Source organism: Vibrio genomosp. F6 (assembly GCF_005146325.1).
Taxonomy (GTDB): domain Bacteria; phylum Pseudomonadota; class Gammaproteobacteria; order Enterobacterales; family Vibrionaceae; genus Vibrio; species Vibrio cortegadensis.
Window position 1 is genome coordinate 223,363 of the sequence record NZ_SYUT01000024.1, and the last position, 16,124, is coordinate 239,486.

The 16,124-nt window shown below is 43.1% G+C and carries 12 protein-coding genes; 6 read left to right on the top strand and 6 right to left on the bottom strand.

Translation table 11 applies throughout. The features are described 5' to 3' along the window. Positions 1 to 66: 66 nt before the first annotated feature. Positions 67 to 2,922: an FAD-binding and (Fe-S)-binding domain-containing protein gene (locus tag FCV43_RS09880; protein WP_136995061.1), complete on the bottom strand. Its 2,856-nt coding sequence runs from the start codon at positions 2,920 to 2,922 to the stop codon at positions 67 to 69. A 259-nt stretch (positions 2,923 to 3,181) separates the two neighbouring features. Further along, positions 3,182 to 4,873, bottom strand: a complete 1,692-nt coding sequence (locus FCV43_RS09885) for an L-lactate permease (RefSeq protein ID WP_136995062.1) — start codon at positions 4,871 to 4,873, stop codon at positions 3,182 to 3,184. Positions 4,874 to 5,095: 222 nt separating this feature from the next. Between FCV43_RS09885 and FCV43_RS09890 the strand changes: the two genes are divergently transcribed. After that, complete coding sequence (locus FCV43_RS09890; RefSeq protein WP_017054361.1) at positions 5,096 to 5,995, top strand: LysR family transcriptional regulator; 900 nt, start codon at positions 5,096 to 5,098, stop codon at positions 5,993 to 5,995. A 164-nt stretch (positions 5,996 to 6,159) separates the two neighbouring features. Next, positions 6,160 to 6,648, top strand: a complete 489-nt coding sequence (locus FCV43_RS09895) for a hypothetical protein (RefSeq protein ID WP_136995063.1) — start codon at positions 6,160 to 6,162, stop codon at positions 6,646 to 6,648. Positions 6,649 to 6,766: 118 nt separating this feature from the next. On the opposite strand, the gene FCV43_RS09900 is transcribed toward FCV43_RS09895, so the two are convergent. After that, entirely contained in the window at positions 6,767 to 8,395 is a 1,629-nt protein-coding gene (locus tag FCV43_RS09900; RefSeq protein ID WP_136995064.1) for an ABC transporter ATP-binding protein, read from the bottom strand. 12 nt (positions 8,396 to 8,407) lie between these two features. Next, positions 8,408 to 8,902, bottom strand: coding sequence for a hypothetical protein (locus tag FCV43_RS09905; RefSeq protein ID WP_017054364.1), 495 nt, complete (start codon positions 8,900 to 8,902; stop codon positions 8,408 to 8,410). A gap of 204 nt (positions 8,903 to 9,106) precedes the next feature. Between FCV43_RS09905 and FCV43_RS09910 the strand changes: the two genes are divergently transcribed. Together FCV43_RS09910 and FCV43_RS09915 are read left to right on the top strand one after the other, a co-directional pair. Beyond that, positions 9,107 to 11,467 (top strand): Lon protease family protein, encoded by a 2,361-nt coding sequence (locus FCV43_RS09910; RefSeq protein WP_136995065.1) that lies wholly within the window; start codon positions 9,107 to 9,109, stop codon positions 11,465 to 11,467. 108 nt (positions 11,468 to 11,575) lie between these two features. After that, a complete protein-coding gene (locus tag FCV43_RS09915; RefSeq protein ID WP_136995066.1) occupies positions 11,576 to 12,991 on the top strand; it encodes a sensor domain-containing diguanylate cyclase in 1,416 nt (471 codons plus the stop codon). Positions 12,992 to 13,069: 78 nt separating this feature from the next. Here the strand turns inward: FCV43_RS09915 and FCV43_RS09920 are convergent, their stop codons facing one another. Further along, positions 13,070 to 13,789 (bottom strand): flagellar brake protein, encoded by a 720-nt coding sequence (locus tag FCV43_RS09920; protein WP_136995067.1) that lies wholly within the window; start codon positions 13,787 to 13,789, stop codon positions 13,070 to 13,072. Between the two features lie 130 nt (positions 13,790 to 13,919). Here FCV43_RS09920 and FCV43_RS09925 point away from each other — a divergent pair, with 130 nt between their 5' ends. Then, the gene (locus FCV43_RS09925; RefSeq protein ID WP_136995068.1) at positions 13,920 to 14,198 is read left to right on the top strand and encodes a GNAT family N-acetyltransferase; all 279 of its coding nucleotides are present in this window, start codon (positions 13,920 to 13,922) and stop codon (positions 14,196 to 14,198) included. 82 nt (positions 14,199 to 14,280) lie between these two features. On the opposite strand, the gene FCV43_RS09930 is transcribed toward FCV43_RS09925, so the two are convergent. Continuing rightward, the gene (locus FCV43_RS09930) at positions 14,281 to 14,778 is read right to left on the bottom strand and encodes a GNAT family N-acetyltransferase (RefSeq protein WP_136995069.1); all 498 of its coding nucleotides are present in this window, start codon (positions 14,776 to 14,778) and stop codon (positions 14,281 to 14,283) included. Positions 14,779 to 14,907: 129 nt separating this feature from the next. Between FCV43_RS09930 and FCV43_RS09935 the strand changes: the two genes are divergently transcribed. Continuing rightward, positions 14,908 to 16,095, top strand: coding sequence for an MFS transporter (locus FCV43_RS09935; RefSeq protein ID WP_136995070.1), 1,188 nt, complete (start codon positions 14,908 to 14,910; stop codon positions 16,093 to 16,095). The last annotated feature ends 29 nt before the right edge of the window (positions 16,096 to 16,124 follow it).

The window sequence follows — 16,124 nt, forward strand, 5'->3', positions numbered from 1 at the left end:
TAAGAAGATAAGAAGATAAAAAAGCCAGAAGTGAGGACCTCTGGCTTTGATGTGTTGGGTTTCTATTTACTGTGCGACTTCATCGACCAAATACAGAATAGACTGATAAGGAATACCGCTGTGGTGAGATAAGCCAATTTCACAGGTTCTACTATTACTAAACCCACGCGTGCAGTGTGCAGGCACTTGTTCTCTTAATGGATGAACCGCCGCTTGATTGAGCTCTGGAGTGGTAAACCCTTTATCTCCAGCCCAACCACAGCATTGAATATGCTCAGGAACAATAACATCAGAGGCACATGCGCTGGCAAGTTTGAACATATCAGATTCCAGTCCCATGCGACGAGAACTACAAGTCACATGCAACATCACCGTCTCTTCAATCGGGGCAAGGTTGAGATATGGCAGTAAGTATTGAGTGACAAATCCTGTGGGTTCTAAAATCGTCATCGGCTGGGTGAATTGCTCAATGCTACGTTTGGCGCAAGGGCTGGTATCCATCAATACTGGGTATTTCCCTTGCTGACTTGCTTGCCATAGCGACGCTTCTAACTGCTGAGATTTCTGCTGCGCGACATCATTCATCCCTTTGCTGTCATAGGGCATACCACAGCATTGATCATTAAGCTGGTTTGGAACGATAACCTCGAAGCCGGCTTTTTTAAGTAGTGACAGCGTAACCTCTGTGAGAGGGCGTTGATCACTCGCATCTTGTTGTTGCCCCATGGTTCGGCTCGCACAAGAGGGCATATAGACGACTTTCTTATCTTCGTTTTCTTCTGTCGTGTTTTTCTGCTGAAATGCTGATTTTGAAATATCATGAGAGTTAGATTGCGGATACTCTGGTAGCCAAACCGGTGTTTTACCGTTAGTCAGGGAGCGAACACCATTGGTTAGCTTACCAACGGCAGCTTTCCCGATGATTTTAGTCGCAATTTGATTACTCTTAAGACCCTCTTTAGTTAACGTGGTGGTGGTTTCAAAATGATCGGCTGTCCATTTTGCAATAGGCGTAAATTTTTGATATTTGGCGGTACGCAGTTGTTTGACTAAGTCACCAGTATTGATTCCTACTGGGCATCGCTCGGCACAAAGCCCAGTTGCTGCGCAGGTATCGATACCTTGGTACTCAAATATCTTTTCGAGCTCGCTGGCTTCAACTGTCTCTCCTGCCGCTCGTCTGCGCTGAAGCTCCCGATAAAGAACAATACGTTGGCGAGGAGAGAGAGTTAAAGTTCTTGATGGGCACACGGGTTCGCAGAAACCACATTCGATGCAGCGATCAACAAGTGGATCGGCTGCTGGCATGGGTTTAAGGTTTTGAATGTGCGAATGTGGGTCGTCATTGATGATAACGCCTGGGTTCAACAGACCTTGTGGATCAAATAAAGCTTTGATCTGCTGCATGAGCGCGTAACCATCTTTTCCCCACTCCAATTCTACATAAGGAGCCATGTTACGACCGGTGCCATGTTCTGCTTTCAGTGAGCCTTGATATTTCACGGCAACCAATTCAGCAACATCATCCATGAAACAACCATAGCGATCGATCTCTTCTTGTGAGTCAAAGCCTTGAGTGAACACAAAGTGTAGGTTTCCCTCTAGAGCATGACCAAAAATAATCGCCTCATTGTAATAGTACTTATCAAATAGAGCCTGTAGATCGCGCACACCATTGGCGAGGTTTTCAACTGGGAAGGCAACATCTTCAATGATAACGGTTGTGCCCACTTCTCGAACTGCACCCACCGCAGGGAACATGCCTTTTCTGATCCCCCACAAGGTAGCAACGGTTGAAGCTTGGGAGGTAAATGGAATCGATTCGATGATGCAAAATTCAGTCAGAGATTCCATGATGCATTTACATTGTAAATCCAACTCTGCTTGATCACTGGCATGAGACTCCACAAGAATAGAGGCCGCTTCTATATCTAGGTGTTGAATAAATGCTGGCATTCCCGGTTTGTCTGCTACCGAACGCATTGCTCGACCATCCATCATCTCAACTGCCGCGACAGGGGCGTGAGAAAGTTTGGTTACGGCTTGGCTTGCTTCTTCTATATTCGAAAATACCAATAAAGCTGATGCTTTGTGAGAGTGTTCGATGACGGTGTTATAAGTGATTTCGGCGATAAATCCGAGAGTGCCCTCTGAACCAATCATCAAATGTTCGATGACTTCAATCGGGTCGCTATAGTCGACTAATGCGTTAAGCGCATAACCCGTAGTATTTTTTAAACGATATTTATGACGAATGCGTTCTGTTAGCGCGGGATTATTTTCTGTCTCCGCACATAAGTTTTCTAGTCCTTCAATAAGCTCAGGACGAATCGCTTTAAATGCGGCAATACTCTCTTTGCAACCGGTATCTAGGATGGAGCCATCACTAAATACTATTTTCATACTATCGACCGTTCGGTAAGAGTTCTGTGCAGTACCGCAACACATACCACTGGCGTTGTTTGCTGCAATACCACCAATTTTACAGGTATTAATTGAGGCCGGATCAGGGCCTATTTTTCTCTGGTATGGCGCAAGGTATTTGTTTGCATCAGCACCGATAACGCCAGGTTGGAGGATAATTTTGTTTCCATTGTCGAGGATCTTGTGATCTCGCCAGTCGTCAGTTAGTGTGATTAAAACGGAATCGGATACAGCTTGGCCTGAGAGACTAGTGCCAGCGGCTCTAAATGTGCAACTGATGTCTAACTCACGGCAGCTTTGAATAGCAAAAATAACTTCATCTAAATGGGTTAACCGCAGAACAATTTTTGGGATGAGACGATAGAAACTGGCATCAGTGCCATAAGCGAGTCGCTTCGCTTCTTGAGTGATAATTCGTTTAGAGTCTATTTGCGTGGCAAGCAACGCTTCTAAAGTCAAATAGCGATCTCGTTGCTCATTCGTCTCTGGTTTGTTCATGCTAAGTTCCTGTGTATTGGTTTCTCAGTTTAAAGACTGATTGTTGTTTATTTATATTCTAGTAATAACACGGTCTGTGAGTTAAATCCGTGAGCCCCGCAAGTCGCCCCGATGATCGCGTGTCGTTATGTCCAAAAGGGGTGACATTAAGGCCTAAGGTCTGCCTTGTTTCTTCACTTGGTTAAAGCAAGAAACAAAACAAGTGTCGGGGTAAACAGGCCCTAATGTCATTTTCTCAGCTTATGTGTCAATTACTCGATTAGTTCATTAATGCATCGGTTAAGTGGACGCCATAAATAAGCACTAAACCAATTAACCCTGTTGCGATTAAATAGTAGAAGGTTGGGATGATGGTTTTGCGTAAAGTGGCACCTTCGCGACCAAGCAATCCAACGGTTGCCGATGCGGCTACCACATTGTGAATTGCAATCATGTTACCTGCTGCGGCACCTACGGCTTGCAATGAAACAACCACCGCACTTGAGATAGACAGGGTTTGAGCTACCTCGAACTGGAATTGGCTGAACATCATGTTAGAGACGGTATTCGAGCCTGCGATAAAGGCACCTAATGCACCAATGGTGGCACTGAGCATTGGGAATGCTTCGCCCACTAGCCCTGAAGCAAAGTTGGCGGTTGTGACAGGCATACTGGCTAAATCTGCGGCATTGACACCCGAGTTAATGAAGATTCGCACCATAGGAATGGTAAACACAAGAACGAAGCCGGCACCGATCAATGTCTTACTTGACTCGCCAAATGCTTTAGCCAGTGGCGCAGCACTACGAGCTTGGAATATCACCGCGACAAGAGCGACAAAGACGAGGATTCCACCGGGTAGATAGAGAGGCTGAATGGCTGCACTGATCCCTGTTTCACCAAGAATATTGCTAAAGGATAAACTGACACTTTTCAGTAATCCTTTGAACTCAGGGCTGACTCGGCTCGCGACTAACGTGACGGCTAGAAGAACATAAGGTGCCCATGCGACAGCAATGTTCATTGGCTTTGTTTTGTCATCATTAAGGTCGATTTTAAGTGATCCTAACCATTCTGCTGGCCATTTATCTTCGCTTTCAAAATCCCACTTTGTTTTAGGTACTAAGAAGCCTTTTTTAGCTGCGGTAACGACGATCGCAAGGCCGATCAATCCACCGATTAGAGAAGGGAACTCTGGCCCAAGAAAAACGCCCGTTAACGCATATGGAATCGTAAAGGCAAGACCAGCGAAAAGAGCAAACGGTAGAATGTCTAATCCTTCCGTCCAGCTTCTGTTTTTACCAAAGAATCGTGTCAGCATCATTGCCATGAGAACTGGCATTAATGTCCCGACGGTTGCGTGAATCATCGCGACATTAGAGGTGATTTGTTGCAGGTAAATGTCCCAAGTTGAGCCATTTGCAACCAGCACTTCCCCAATTCCATGAGTGTCTAACCCACGGTTTACCCCAACAATGATTGGTGTTCCTACCGCCCCAAATGAAACTGGGGTGGATTGGATCATCATGCCCATCAATACCGCTGCAAGGGCTGGAAAACCAATCGCGACAAGTAAAGGTGCTGCGATAGCCGCAGGGGTTCCAAAACCAGAAGCCCCTTCGATGAACGAACCAAAACACCAAGCAATGATGATGGCTTGAACACGTCGGTCGGTTGAGACATCAGTAAAACCGTTACGGATGGTGGTGATGGCTCCGGTGTGTTTTAAAGTGTTTAATAAAAAGATAGCGCCAAACACAATCCAGAGTACTGATACGGTGATACCTAAACCTTGAAAGACAGACGCTAACACACGGTTAACGGACATGTCCCAAAAGACGAGGGCAATGATAACCGTCAAACCAAAGGCGACGGGCATGGCTTTTTTGGCTGGCCAATTAAGACCAACAAGTAAAATTGCCGCAATGACAATTGGCGAAAAGGCGAGTAGTGCTAATATTGTTTCACTCATGGGTACTTCCTCGTACAACATTTCCTATCGGACTATTATTGTTTTTATCGTTATGGGTAGATCTAATTTTTGTCGTTATGGGCAAAATGTTTATTGTTGAATTATTTACACTTAATTTAACAAATGTGACTGGGTTGTTAATTTCAGGTGACATTACCCCTTTATTTTTTATTGATATAGGGAAATAATGAAAAAGATTGATTCCAAAAGTGATGTAATAGAATGAGAGCAGATGACTTAATCCTTTTCTCCCAAGTGGTAGAGATGGGCACTTTTAGTAGGGTGGCAGAGCAGAATAACCTTACAAATTCAGTAGTTAGCAAAAGAATTGCGCGGCTTGAAGAAGATTTAGGGGTTCAATTATTATATCGAACAACGCGTAAATTAACGCTTACCGAAGCGGGTAAAGCGCTGGCGCATGGTGCGAAAACTGTGAAGCTCGCCGCTGGTGAGGCTATGGAAGCAGTTTCAGGCTTTGGGGAGAATGTGACAGGGCATATTAAAATGTCTGTCCCGAGTATTTCGGGAGATTTGATCTTGGCGGATGCGGTAGCTGAATTCTGCAATATGCACCCAGGTTTGAGTGTAGACATGTCGTTAGATAATAAGTTTGTCGATCTTATTGATGGCGGCTTCGATTTAGTGATTCGAACGGGTTACTTGGAAGACTCAAGTTTAAAAGCAAGGCATATCATTGATTCTCAATGGGTGGTGTGTGCTTCACCTTCTTATATTGCGAAGAACCGAAAACCATTAAAGCCAGAAGATTTGGTGGAACATAATTGCCTTCAGTATGCTTATCAAACCACGGGAGCGTCAGAGTGGGAGTTTAAAGGGAAAAAGGGCAATTACATTGTGCATGTATCAGGGAGCTTTTCGACCGATAATGCGACTGCGCTAAGAAAAGCGGCACTTGGTGGCCATGGCGTGGCGTACGTACCTCGATGCTTGGTGTATCACGACATTCGTAACGGTCAGCTGGTGGATATTTTTCCTGATCTTGTCGGTAAAAAACTTGGGATTTACGCGGTATACCCTTTTACGCGACAACCGCCTAATAAGGTAAAGCTACTGATTGAGCATATACGGACACGATACCTCACCATTTCGCATTATTTCTAGAAATTAGGTGGTTTCTTATTGTTTATTGATCTTGTTGATAGTTATCATTTTGCATTCAGATGATAATTATACTCATTTACCCTTGTGTGTTGTGAGGGTATAAGGATTTGTCGAGAGCCGAAGGTGCTGAGATCCTCACTGACGTAATAATATAGGAACAGGAAATGAATGAATTTGACCGCTTTGTCATTGCTCGGGCGCTGCATGTGTTTGCGGTTGTGCTTTGGATTGGAGGCGTAGCATTTGTTACTACCGTTTTAATCCCTGCCCTTAGAAAGATGCCAGAGAAAGAGAGTCGACTTGCCTTGTTTGAACAGTTGGAAGGCAAGTTTAGCTTTCAAGCTAAGATAACCACATTGTTAACTGGGCTATCGGGTTACTACATGCTCGAAGTGATGGATGCGTGGGACCGATATTTGCACCTTCAATTTTGGTGGATGCATCTTATGACGTTTGTCTGGGCTATTTTCACTCTGGTGTTGTTTGTGTTGGAGCCTTTAGTGCTGCATAAGTGGTTTCATAAACAAGCAGAAACTGACAGCGACAAATCATTTTTCATGCTGCATTTAATGCATAAGGTACTGCTGACGTTGAGCTTAGTTGCGGTAGTTGGCGCGGTAGCGGGTGCTCACGGGTATGTGTTTACGTTTTGAGTTAAGTTTTTGTAAAAGAAAACCACCGCGTCCATGCGGTGGTTTGGTCGGCGGCCAAACCGAGTGTTAACAGAATAGTGGCGAGAATTCGGTAAGATCGAGATTCAAGAAATTTAGATTACGCAGCATCCTCATTCGTGCTTTCATCCAGATCAAATGACGCATCAATTAAACGCTTGGTGTAGTCATGCTGAGGTGTATTGAAAATATCTTCTGCTGTTCCTTGCTCCATGACCTCTCCTTTTTGCATCACCAATACACGATCGGACAGTGCTTTTACGACACTAAGATCATGGCTGATGAATAAGAAGCCAATATTGTGTTTCAATTGAATCTCTTTAAGTAGTTCGATCACGGTAAGTTGAACGGAACGATCCAAGGCTGATGTTGGTTCATCAAGTAAGATAAAAGAGGGTTCTAGAATGAGTGCGCGTGCGATGGCGATTCGTTGACGCTGCCCCCCAGAAAACTCATGTGGATAACGATTGATGGCACTCGTTTCGAGGCGAACTTCCTCAAGTGCTTTGCATGCTCTTAATAGACGCTCCGATTTTGATAGGTGTGGCTGGTGAACCATTAAACCTTCAGTGATGATTTCCCCTACAGTCATACGTGGAGACAGTGAACCATATGGATCTTGGAAAACCATTTGAATATCTTTTTTCAGAGAAAAACGCTCTTTGTCTGTTAATAAACTGACATCTTGACCCTTGAATTGAATCTTTCCTGAAGAGGGGAGTAAGCCAATGAGAGCTCGTCCTAGTGTTGATTTACCTGAACCCGATTCGCCAACAATGCCTAAAGTTTCGCCTTGCTTTAAATTTAACGAGATGCCTTTAACCGCTTCAAAATATTGATTTCTACTTTCGATGAAATGAGGTTTTATGAGAAATTTAACTCGAATGTTTTCAGCAGAAAGCAACATTGGAGCCCCTGTTTCTACTGGAGATTTATTTCCTTTTGGGATCGAGTTGATTAACATCTCCGTATATTCATGAGTGGGGTTTTGGAAGAGAGTTTGAGTGTGCCCTTCTTCAACCACATCCCCTTTACACATCACGATCACTCGATCGGCAAAGTGTTTAACTACGCCTAAATCATGGGTAATGAACAAAATCGCCATTCCCATTTTCTGCTGAATCTCTTTGATTAAATTAAGAACCTCAGCTTGCACCGTTACATCAAGTGCCGTTGTCGGTTCATCTGCAATGAGTAAATCAGGCTCGTTGATTAAGGCCATCGCAATCATGATTCGTTGCAGTTGCCCGCCAGAAAATTCGTGTGGATACTTACTGTAAGCTTGCTCGGGCCTAGGGAGGTGTACGAGTTCAAACAGTTCTAAGACCTTGATCTTTGCTTGGCGTTTATTGATTGAACGATGACACATGATCGCCTCTGCAACCTGAATACCAACGCGCATATACGGATTCAGTGATGTCATGGGTTCTTGAAAAATCATCCCAATTCGGTTTCCGCGTATCTTTTGCATCTGCTTATCATTTTTTGCAAGTAAAGGTTCACCTTCAAACATAAGGCTCGATTCAGGATCGACAATGGCATTACCTGGCAATAAACGCATAAGCGCACTGCTGGTCACCGATTTCCCCGATCCTGACTCCCCGACGATCGCGAGTGTTTCATTCTTATTGAGGTCGAAGCTGACCTGATTTACAGCGTTAACTACACCATCATTAGTCGTAAAACTTACGGAGAGATTACGAACTTCTAAGAGAGCATGAGACAGCATTGAATATCCTTATCAATTAATCACGCATGAGCGGGGTGGTAGGTCTGAGTAAATTTTGAGTTTATTAAATTGTTGATGTGTCTGTTCAATTTCGCCGAACGTCACTAACCATTGAGCATCTCGTTGAGCATGGCAGAACACGGCCATATGATGGAGTAGATCATCACAATGTTTAGAAAGGGCGGAGTGGACGCTGGCAATGATTCTCGAAGGCTCTATCGATAAAAACTGTAACAGAGCGTAGGATTGATTGAGTGATGTAAAGGCCTGATTAGGACGCCCAAGTTGATTATATATTTGGGATTGAGACACGGCGGCATCTTTTAAACCTGAAAGTAAACAAGCAAATTGACAAGGTTTAACATGGTGATCATTCACCGCAGTTTGAATATGAGTCGGCAGGTGGTGTAGGACATCTTCATACAAATAATGGGCTTCGGGCCAGTGTCCCTGTTCCATAAGTTGCTCGGCTTTTAAGTAGCGAGTCCAGCACTGTTGCAATTCCATATTGAGTCTCTCCATCGTTCATTCTGCGCTTATTAGAATGCAAATTAATCTCAATTGCAAATAGTTATCATTACATTTATTGAAAGTGAATTGTCTAATTAATGTCCAGTTAAACGCGAATGTTGCCTAAGTCACTAAAATACTTATGAATTGCATCTACACTGAACTTATATGAAGTATTTTTACAGGATGTAGGAGGCGGTAATGGCGATTAAACAATTATCTTCAGAGCAGTTATATCAAGTAGCAGATCTTGAAATGCTACCGTGTAAATCGACCAAAGAACTGGCCCCCATTGATGAAATCGTAGGACAAGAACGCGCCCAAAAAGCGGTTGAATTCGCGATGTCGATCAAAGAGAAAGGCTATAACATTTACGCAATTGGGCAAAATGGCCTCGGTAAACGCACCATGATTTTGCGTTACTTGAATCGTCATCCACATGAAACCGAGCAGCTGTTTGACTGGTGTTATGTCACTAATTTTGATGATGTGCGTACGCCGAAAGTATTGAAGCTTCCACAAGGCGTAGGGAAAAAGCTTAAACAAGATATTGAAAAGTTGATGACCAAATTGGTCAAGGCGATGCCTTTGGCTTTTGATAATGAAATGTACTTCAGTCGTGCGGATAAACTGAAAACACAACTTGATAAAAAACAACAAGTTGCTCTTGAAGGGATCAGCAATGAAGCCAAAAGCAAAGGTGTGAGTTTAACTCTGACGAACCAAGGGGACTACCAGTTTGTCGCTATGAATGGCGAGGAGTTACATACTGAAGAGAGCTTCGATGAGTTATCGCCTAAGCAGCAAAGTGAATTTGATAAGACCATTGATTTCCTTGAAGTCAGCTTACGCAATATGTCTCGTGATTTAACGGAGCTTGAAGAGACTTTCGCTGAAAAAATTCAAAAGCTGAATGACGATGTAACGCTCGATGTGATTACCCATTTTATTAAGCAGCTAAAAGCCGATTACAGTCAGTATCCAGAGATAAAAAAACACCTCACTGAACTGCAAAAAGACATTGTTGAAAATGCCGATATTTTCCTTGAAGAGGGGAATGAGCAAGATGAAATTGCCACCGCTTCTTTGGATAAGAAATTGCCTCGACGCTACAAGGTGAATGTTCTCGTGAGTCAGGCCGAAGGCAAGTATCCTATCGTGGTCGAAGAGAACCCAAATTATCATTCTCTGTTTGGTTATGTTGAGACCGCGACGTTTAAAGGGACGGTATTTACCGACTTTTCATTGATTCGTGCGGGGAGCCTGCATAAAGCAAACGGTGGCGTTCTGTTGATGGATGCGGTCAAAGTGCTTGAGCAACCTTATGTATGGGATGGGCTGAAACGCGCGCTACGTTCAAGACAGCTAAGCTTTACCTCATTAGAGAAAGAGGTCACGCTGACTGGAGCGGTCTCATTGGATCCTCAGCCTATTCCGCTTGATGTGAAAATTATTCTGTTTGGTGATTACCGCACTTATCAATTACTTCAACATTATGACGCAGAATTTGGTGAGCTATTCCGAGTGACGGCTGATTTTGAAGATGAAATGACGCGTACACCGGATTCTGAAATTCACTATGCGCGATTCATTTCGAGTATCGTTCATGACAACAATATGCTGCACTGTGACCGTAAAGCCATCGCAAGGATCATTGAACATAGCTCTCGCCAAGCGGGAGATCAAAGCAAGTTATCACTTCATTCTGCTCACATTGCCAATCTATTGCGCGAGTCTAATTATGTGGCTAAAACCGCTAAATCGAATTTAATCCGCTCTAGCCATGTAGAACAAGCACTGGATAACCAGCAGTTGCGAGTCGGTAGGTTGCAAGACAGTGTGATGGAAACATTTGTCAATGGCACAACGCTTATACGCACCTCCGGCGAGGCGATTGGGCAAGTGAATGCACTGTCGGTGTTAAGTACCAGCGATCATATGTTCGGCGCACCTAACCGAATAACCGCGACTACCGCTTATGGTGAGGGTGAAGTGATCGATATTGAGCGAAATGTTGATCTTGGAGGAAGTATCCACTCTAAAGGCGTGATGATTTTGTCGGCGTATCTTTCATCAGTATTCGGTAAAACGGCACGAATACCACTGACCACCAATATTACGTTTGAGCAGTCTTACGGTGGAGTCGATGGTGACAGTGCCAGCATGGCTGAATTTTGTGCGGTAGTGTCCGCCTTTTCAAAGCAGCCAAATCGGCAGGATATTGCGATCACGGGTTCGATGAATCAATTTGGTGAGTCTCAGCCCATTGGTGGCGTAAATGAAAAAATTGAAGGTTTCTTTGATGTTTGTGTCATCAAAGGGCGTTCAGCAGAGCAAGGGGTGATCATCCCTCAATCCAATATCCATAACTTGATGTTACGATCTGACATTGTGAAAGCGGTTGAGAAGGGGGAGTTCCATATTTGGGCAATTGAGCATGTGACGGAAGCGATTGAAATCTTCACTGGTAAAGAAGCGGGTATCGCAAGCGAAGAGGGAAGTTATCCGATCAATACTATTTTTGGTATCGCACAAGCTAAACTCAATGCACTGCGTAAGTAATCGAAGCTCAAGAAATGAAAGCAATAAGTTGCATATGTGGATCTATGAATTACATTATATGCGTATAGTGTGCTATAGATAATATTTGAGCAATCAAAAGGAATTGTAATGCTTCAAGATTCTATCAATGAAATTTTACCAAGCAGTCGTTTGGATGATCTCGATGTTTTTATGTTGAATCAAGCTTTCGCGCATATCAGTTCAGCGGTAGTTGTGGCGGATCTTTCTCGGAACATTGTAATGGTCAACGCAGCGGCAACGTCGCTTTTTGGCTATTCCGAGCAAGAACTGCTCAACCAAAGTACGCGAATGCTGTATGCCGATGAAAGTGATTTTTACAAAACCGGTAAAGATCGCTTTAATCCAAAAGCAAAGCTGGAAAATGAAGCATCTCATGTGCAGTACCGTTGTAAATCTGGGCGTATATTCCAAGGGCAAACAACGGGTGGTGCGATAAAGAACATTTCGGGGAATAATGCTTTTTACATTGGTATCATTTTAGATGAGTCTTATCGGCTTAGTGCAGAAGATACCTTGAATAAGTTGCATAAAGTGACCTCATCTCGGGAATTAAACTTTTCCGAAAGGGTTCAAGCTATTTTGGAATTAGGTTGTGCGCATTTCCAACTGCCCATTGGTATTGTGAGTAAGATTTCTGGCAACCATTACGAAGTGCAACATGCCACTCACCCCGATGACGCATTGTCGGCAGGTATGGTTTTCGATTTGACGGGAACCTATTGTTGCCACGTATTTAAGGCAAATGATGTCCAAGGCTTCCATCATGTCGCGCAGAGCTCAATTGCAAGACACCCTTGTTATGAAAATTTTGGATTAGAAGCGTATTTAGGGACTCCCATTTTTGTTGATGGGGAGCGCTACGGCACGCTGAATTTTTCTAGTGTGACAAAAACACGCTCGTTTATTCGCCAAGACTATGAACTCATCCGCCTTTTTTCTGAATGGATTGGGCATGAAATTGCACGAAATAAAGATCTATTTGCACTAGAAATTGCTAATACCAAATTAGTTAAAGTGGCAAGTACTGATGAACTGACGGGATTGGCAAATCGACGAAGTATCGAGCAAATACTGAATGAACAGTTATCATATTGTCAGTCACTTGGATCCAATATGTCGGTGGCATTGATTGATTTCGACGATTTTAAGGTAATTAATGATACATACGGTCATACCATCGGTGATGATTCCTTAAGGCTATTTTCTGACATTGCGAAAAGCCATTGTCGTAAAAATGACTGTTATGGACGATGGGGGGGAGAAGAGTTTCTAGCTGTTTTACCCCAAACTGATCTTTATGGGGCATCGCTACAGATTAAAAGAATACAAGACAGCTTGAAAAATAGTTGTCTCATTCAAACCGATTCCGCGATTAATCTGACTTTAAGTGTGGGGATTACGGAGTTTCATCCTAATGATCGCTTTGAAGATATTTTGATGCGAGTGGATAAGCTAATGTACCAAGCGAAGCGGCGAGGAAAAAATTGTATTGAAACGGGTTAATGATCTTTTGGAATTGCTATTTTTATAGGGGAGTTACGTCGTTATCACGATCAATCGTTAACGACGTTTAACTGAAGGTTATTTACGCAAGACTAATTTAGCCCCATCGAACTTGAGCTGGCTCAATAGGTTTTTGGCATTTACCTTGCCATTATCATCAAACTCTAGGCCATATTTCGAGTAGTGAGTCGATTTTTGTAAGTTACATACCCGCCCTTTTAATGGCGCAAATACTTGACCTCTGCGAGCACCTACCATGATTTCTATTGAGATGTCATCACCGATTTGAATTGGTCTTCCTACCGGTGGGGTTACAAACCGACAACCACTTTTCGACAGATCACGGACTTCACACTCAACTTTATGTCCACTTACAAACGCTTTAGCAGCAAGGTTAACGTCATATCGAATCTCTTTTCGTAACTGAGTTACTTGCATCGTATTCGGGATACTGAGCATAATGAGTGGGATAGGTTCTAATATCTTATGCAAGAGCTGACAGCGAAAATGAATGATCGCACCTTCACCACGATGAGAAAGAGCTCTTACGTTGACCCAAAATCCTGGTTGGAAAAAGAACTCTAAATCATCATCTGACACTTTGGGTATTTCAATAAGGATACACTGATCCGAATGCGTGCCTATGAAGCTGGTGGTCGTAAGAAACTTAGTCCCAACCGGGGTGGAAATATTAAGCGTTAATTCACTGCTATGTTCAACCATCCCAAGCGCATCGGTACTATTGAGTGTTGATACTGTCTTGTTGTGAACTTGCGGCTTCATTAGCGGTGAATTCATCTAGCCTGTCTCCATTTTAGCAATGCGCTTTAATTATCATTTTTATATACTCAAGCTAATTGATATTAAGTTTTGACATGAATATTTACAATAAGCGCATTCGATAAATTAGAAAACTTGGAGGTTTAGCATGCATAACGTGACACATGACATTGACGGTGAATGTTTTTTGGTCGATTTAGAGCAAGGAATGCACGCAACGGTTAAGTACAAACGAGACAATAGTGTCATCACGATCACGTCAACAAGAGTCCCTGATGAGCTACAAGGCAAGGGGTATGGCAAGGTGATGATGGAAAAGGCATTGGCTGAAATTGAACGCTTAGAGTTTACGGTGATACCGGAATGTAGCTATGTGGTTCATTATATGAATAAGCACACTCAGTGGTCTCATTTGCTAGCCAAGTAATAAGAACCGAAGTAATAAGAACTGAAGTAATAAAAATGAGTGCTCCCCCCGATAGGATGACCTACGGGGGGATAAAGTATGGCTAGAGTTTGTTCTTTACTCTTGCCATGAAGTAAGTATCAATATATTCCCCATGACGGAAGCAAGAATCGATAGCTTTTCCTTCTATCACAAAGCCTAATTTTTTATATAGGCCAATGGCTTTCTCGTTGTCAGTATTGACCTCAATCTGAATTCGATGAACATTGAGCCAGTTATCTGCCAGCTCAATGACGGTTTCAATGAGTTGTCGGCCAATGCCTAAGCCGTGATAATCATCATGCACACCAAGTCCAAAACTCGCACAATGCTTAGTCCTAGGTCTTTGGGAGTGTTGGAATCCAATATTACCTACTATCTTGCCATCAACTTCTGCAACGTAGCTGTAAACGCCTTCCGGTATATCGGTTAGCCTTTTTTGCCATGAACTCAGTGTTGGAAGTGGCAATTGTAAGGTTTGGCTCTGAGCAAGCGGTTGTGAGTAAAGTTCACATAGTCCAGATGCATCTTTGATGTCGCTAGGACGAATTATTATTTCCATATTCTTGCTCCAAAGTGATCAAATAACCAATAATGTAGCGGTAACTTGATGAAATGAATAGCGTTAAATAAGCATTGTTAATTATTCGTTACTGAGAGTATGATCATTTTTTTAAAGCAAGGAAGAGTCATGCATAGCCCTCCTCAACAGGCTACTTGGAAAACGCCACAAAATTTCCTCTTAATCATCTCAATTATTGTCCCTATCGCATTTGCTAGTTGGATGGCGCTGCTGAATAATTTTGTTATTGAACGTGCAAACTTTAGCGGCGCTGATATTGGTCTGTTGCAAAGTGTCAGGGAGATCCCAGGTTTTTTAGCTTTTACCGCAGTGTTTGTGCTGTTATTTCTACGTGAACAGAAATTTATGATCATCGCATTGATGATGTTAGCGGTTGGCGTTGCGATTACAGGGCTCTTTCCATCGGTGACCGGGTTGCTCTGTACGACACTACTGATGTCTGTGGGCTTTCACTATTTCGAAACATTGAAACAGTCGTTGTCGCTGCAATGGCTCTCGAAAGAGGAAGCTCCCGAAATGTTGGGTAAGCTCATCTCTATTGGGGCTTTGGCTTCGCTATGCACTTATGGTGCGCTATGGGTGATGCTTGAAGTATTTCAGCTAGATTTTAAGTGGGTTTATATGATCACTGGTGGCATCGCGTTCATTCTGGTGGTTGTGATTGCCGTTAGTTTTCCTGAGTTTAAAACAGAAACACCACAGAATAAGAAGTTGGTTTTGAGAAAGCGTTATTGGCTCTATTATGCATTAACCTTTATGAGTGGGGCTCGCCGCCAAATTTTCACCGTTTTTGCTGGGTTCTTGATGGTCGAAAAGTTTGGTTACTCCGCGGCTGATATTACGCTTCTATTTTTGATTAACTACCTGTTCAATTTTTTGTTTGCTAAGAAAATCGGCAAAATAATCGGTATTGTCGGCGAGCGAAAAGCGCTAATGTTTGAATACATTGGGCTGATTTTTGTGTTCATCGGCTATGGATTAGTTAAGAGCGCTGAGTGGGCTGCGGCCTTATATGTGGTCGATCACCTCTTTTTTGCTTTGGCTTTAGCGATTAAAACGTACTTCCAAAAAATTGCGGATCCGGCAGACATGGCTTCGACGGCTGGGGTGTCGTTTACGATAAACCATATTGCGGCCGTGGTGATTCCTGTCACTTTTGGCTTAATTTGGTTGGTATCGCCATCAAGTGTTTTTTATATCGGTGCGGTTATGGCTGGCTTGTCACTGGTTCTTTCTTTGAATATTCCTGTACACCCCAAAGCAGGTAATGAAGTAAGACGGTTTAGTTGGAATTAAATAGATCGGACGGCTGCGATTCAATTACT

Bases quoted from the DNA above. Each gene is read 5' to 3' on its own strand.
- FCV43_RS09880 (WP_136995061.1), bottom strand. From the start codon at position 2,922: ATGAACAAACCAGAGACGAATGAGCAACGAGATCGCTATTTGACTTTA.
- FCV43_RS09885 (WP_136995062.1), bottom strand. From the start codon at position 4,873: ATGAGTGAAACAATATTAGCACTACTCGCCTTTTCGCCAATTGTCATT.
- FCV43_RS09890 (WP_017054361.1), top strand. From the start codon at position 5,096: ATGAGAGCAGATGACTTAATCCTTTTCTCCCAAGTGGTAGAGATGGGC.
- FCV43_RS09895 (WP_136995063.1), top strand. From the start codon at position 6,160: ATGAATGAATTTGACCGCTTTGTCATTGCTCGGGCGCTGCATGTGTTT.
- FCV43_RS09900 (WP_136995064.1), bottom strand. From the start codon at position 8,395: ATGCTGTCTCATGCTCTCTTAGAAGTTCGTAATCTCTCCGTAAGTTTT.
- FCV43_RS09905 (WP_017054364.1), bottom strand. From the start codon at position 8,902: ATGGAATTGCAACAGTGCTGGACTCGCTACTTAAAAGCCGAGCAACTT.
- FCV43_RS09910 (WP_136995065.1), top strand. From the start codon at position 9,107: ATGGCGATTAAACAATTATCTTCAGAGCAGTTATATCAAGTAGCAGAT.
- FCV43_RS09915 (WP_136995066.1), top strand. From the start codon at position 11,576: ATGCTTCAAGATTCTATCAATGAAATTTTACCAAGCAGTCGTTTGGAT.
- FCV43_RS09920 (WP_136995067.1), bottom strand. From the start codon at position 13,789: ATGAATTCACCGCTAATGAAGCCGCAAGTTCACAACAAGACAGTATCA.
- FCV43_RS09925 (WP_136995068.1), top strand. From the start codon at position 13,920: ATGCATAACGTGACACATGACATTGACGGTGAATGTTTTTTGGTCGAT.
- FCV43_RS09930 (WP_136995069.1), bottom strand. From the start codon at position 14,778: ATGGAAATAATAATTCGTCCTAGCGACATCAAAGATGCATCTGGACTA.
- FCV43_RS09935 (WP_136995070.1), top strand. From the start codon at position 14,908: ATGCATAGCCCTCCTCAACAGGCTACTTGGAAAACGCCACAAAATTTC.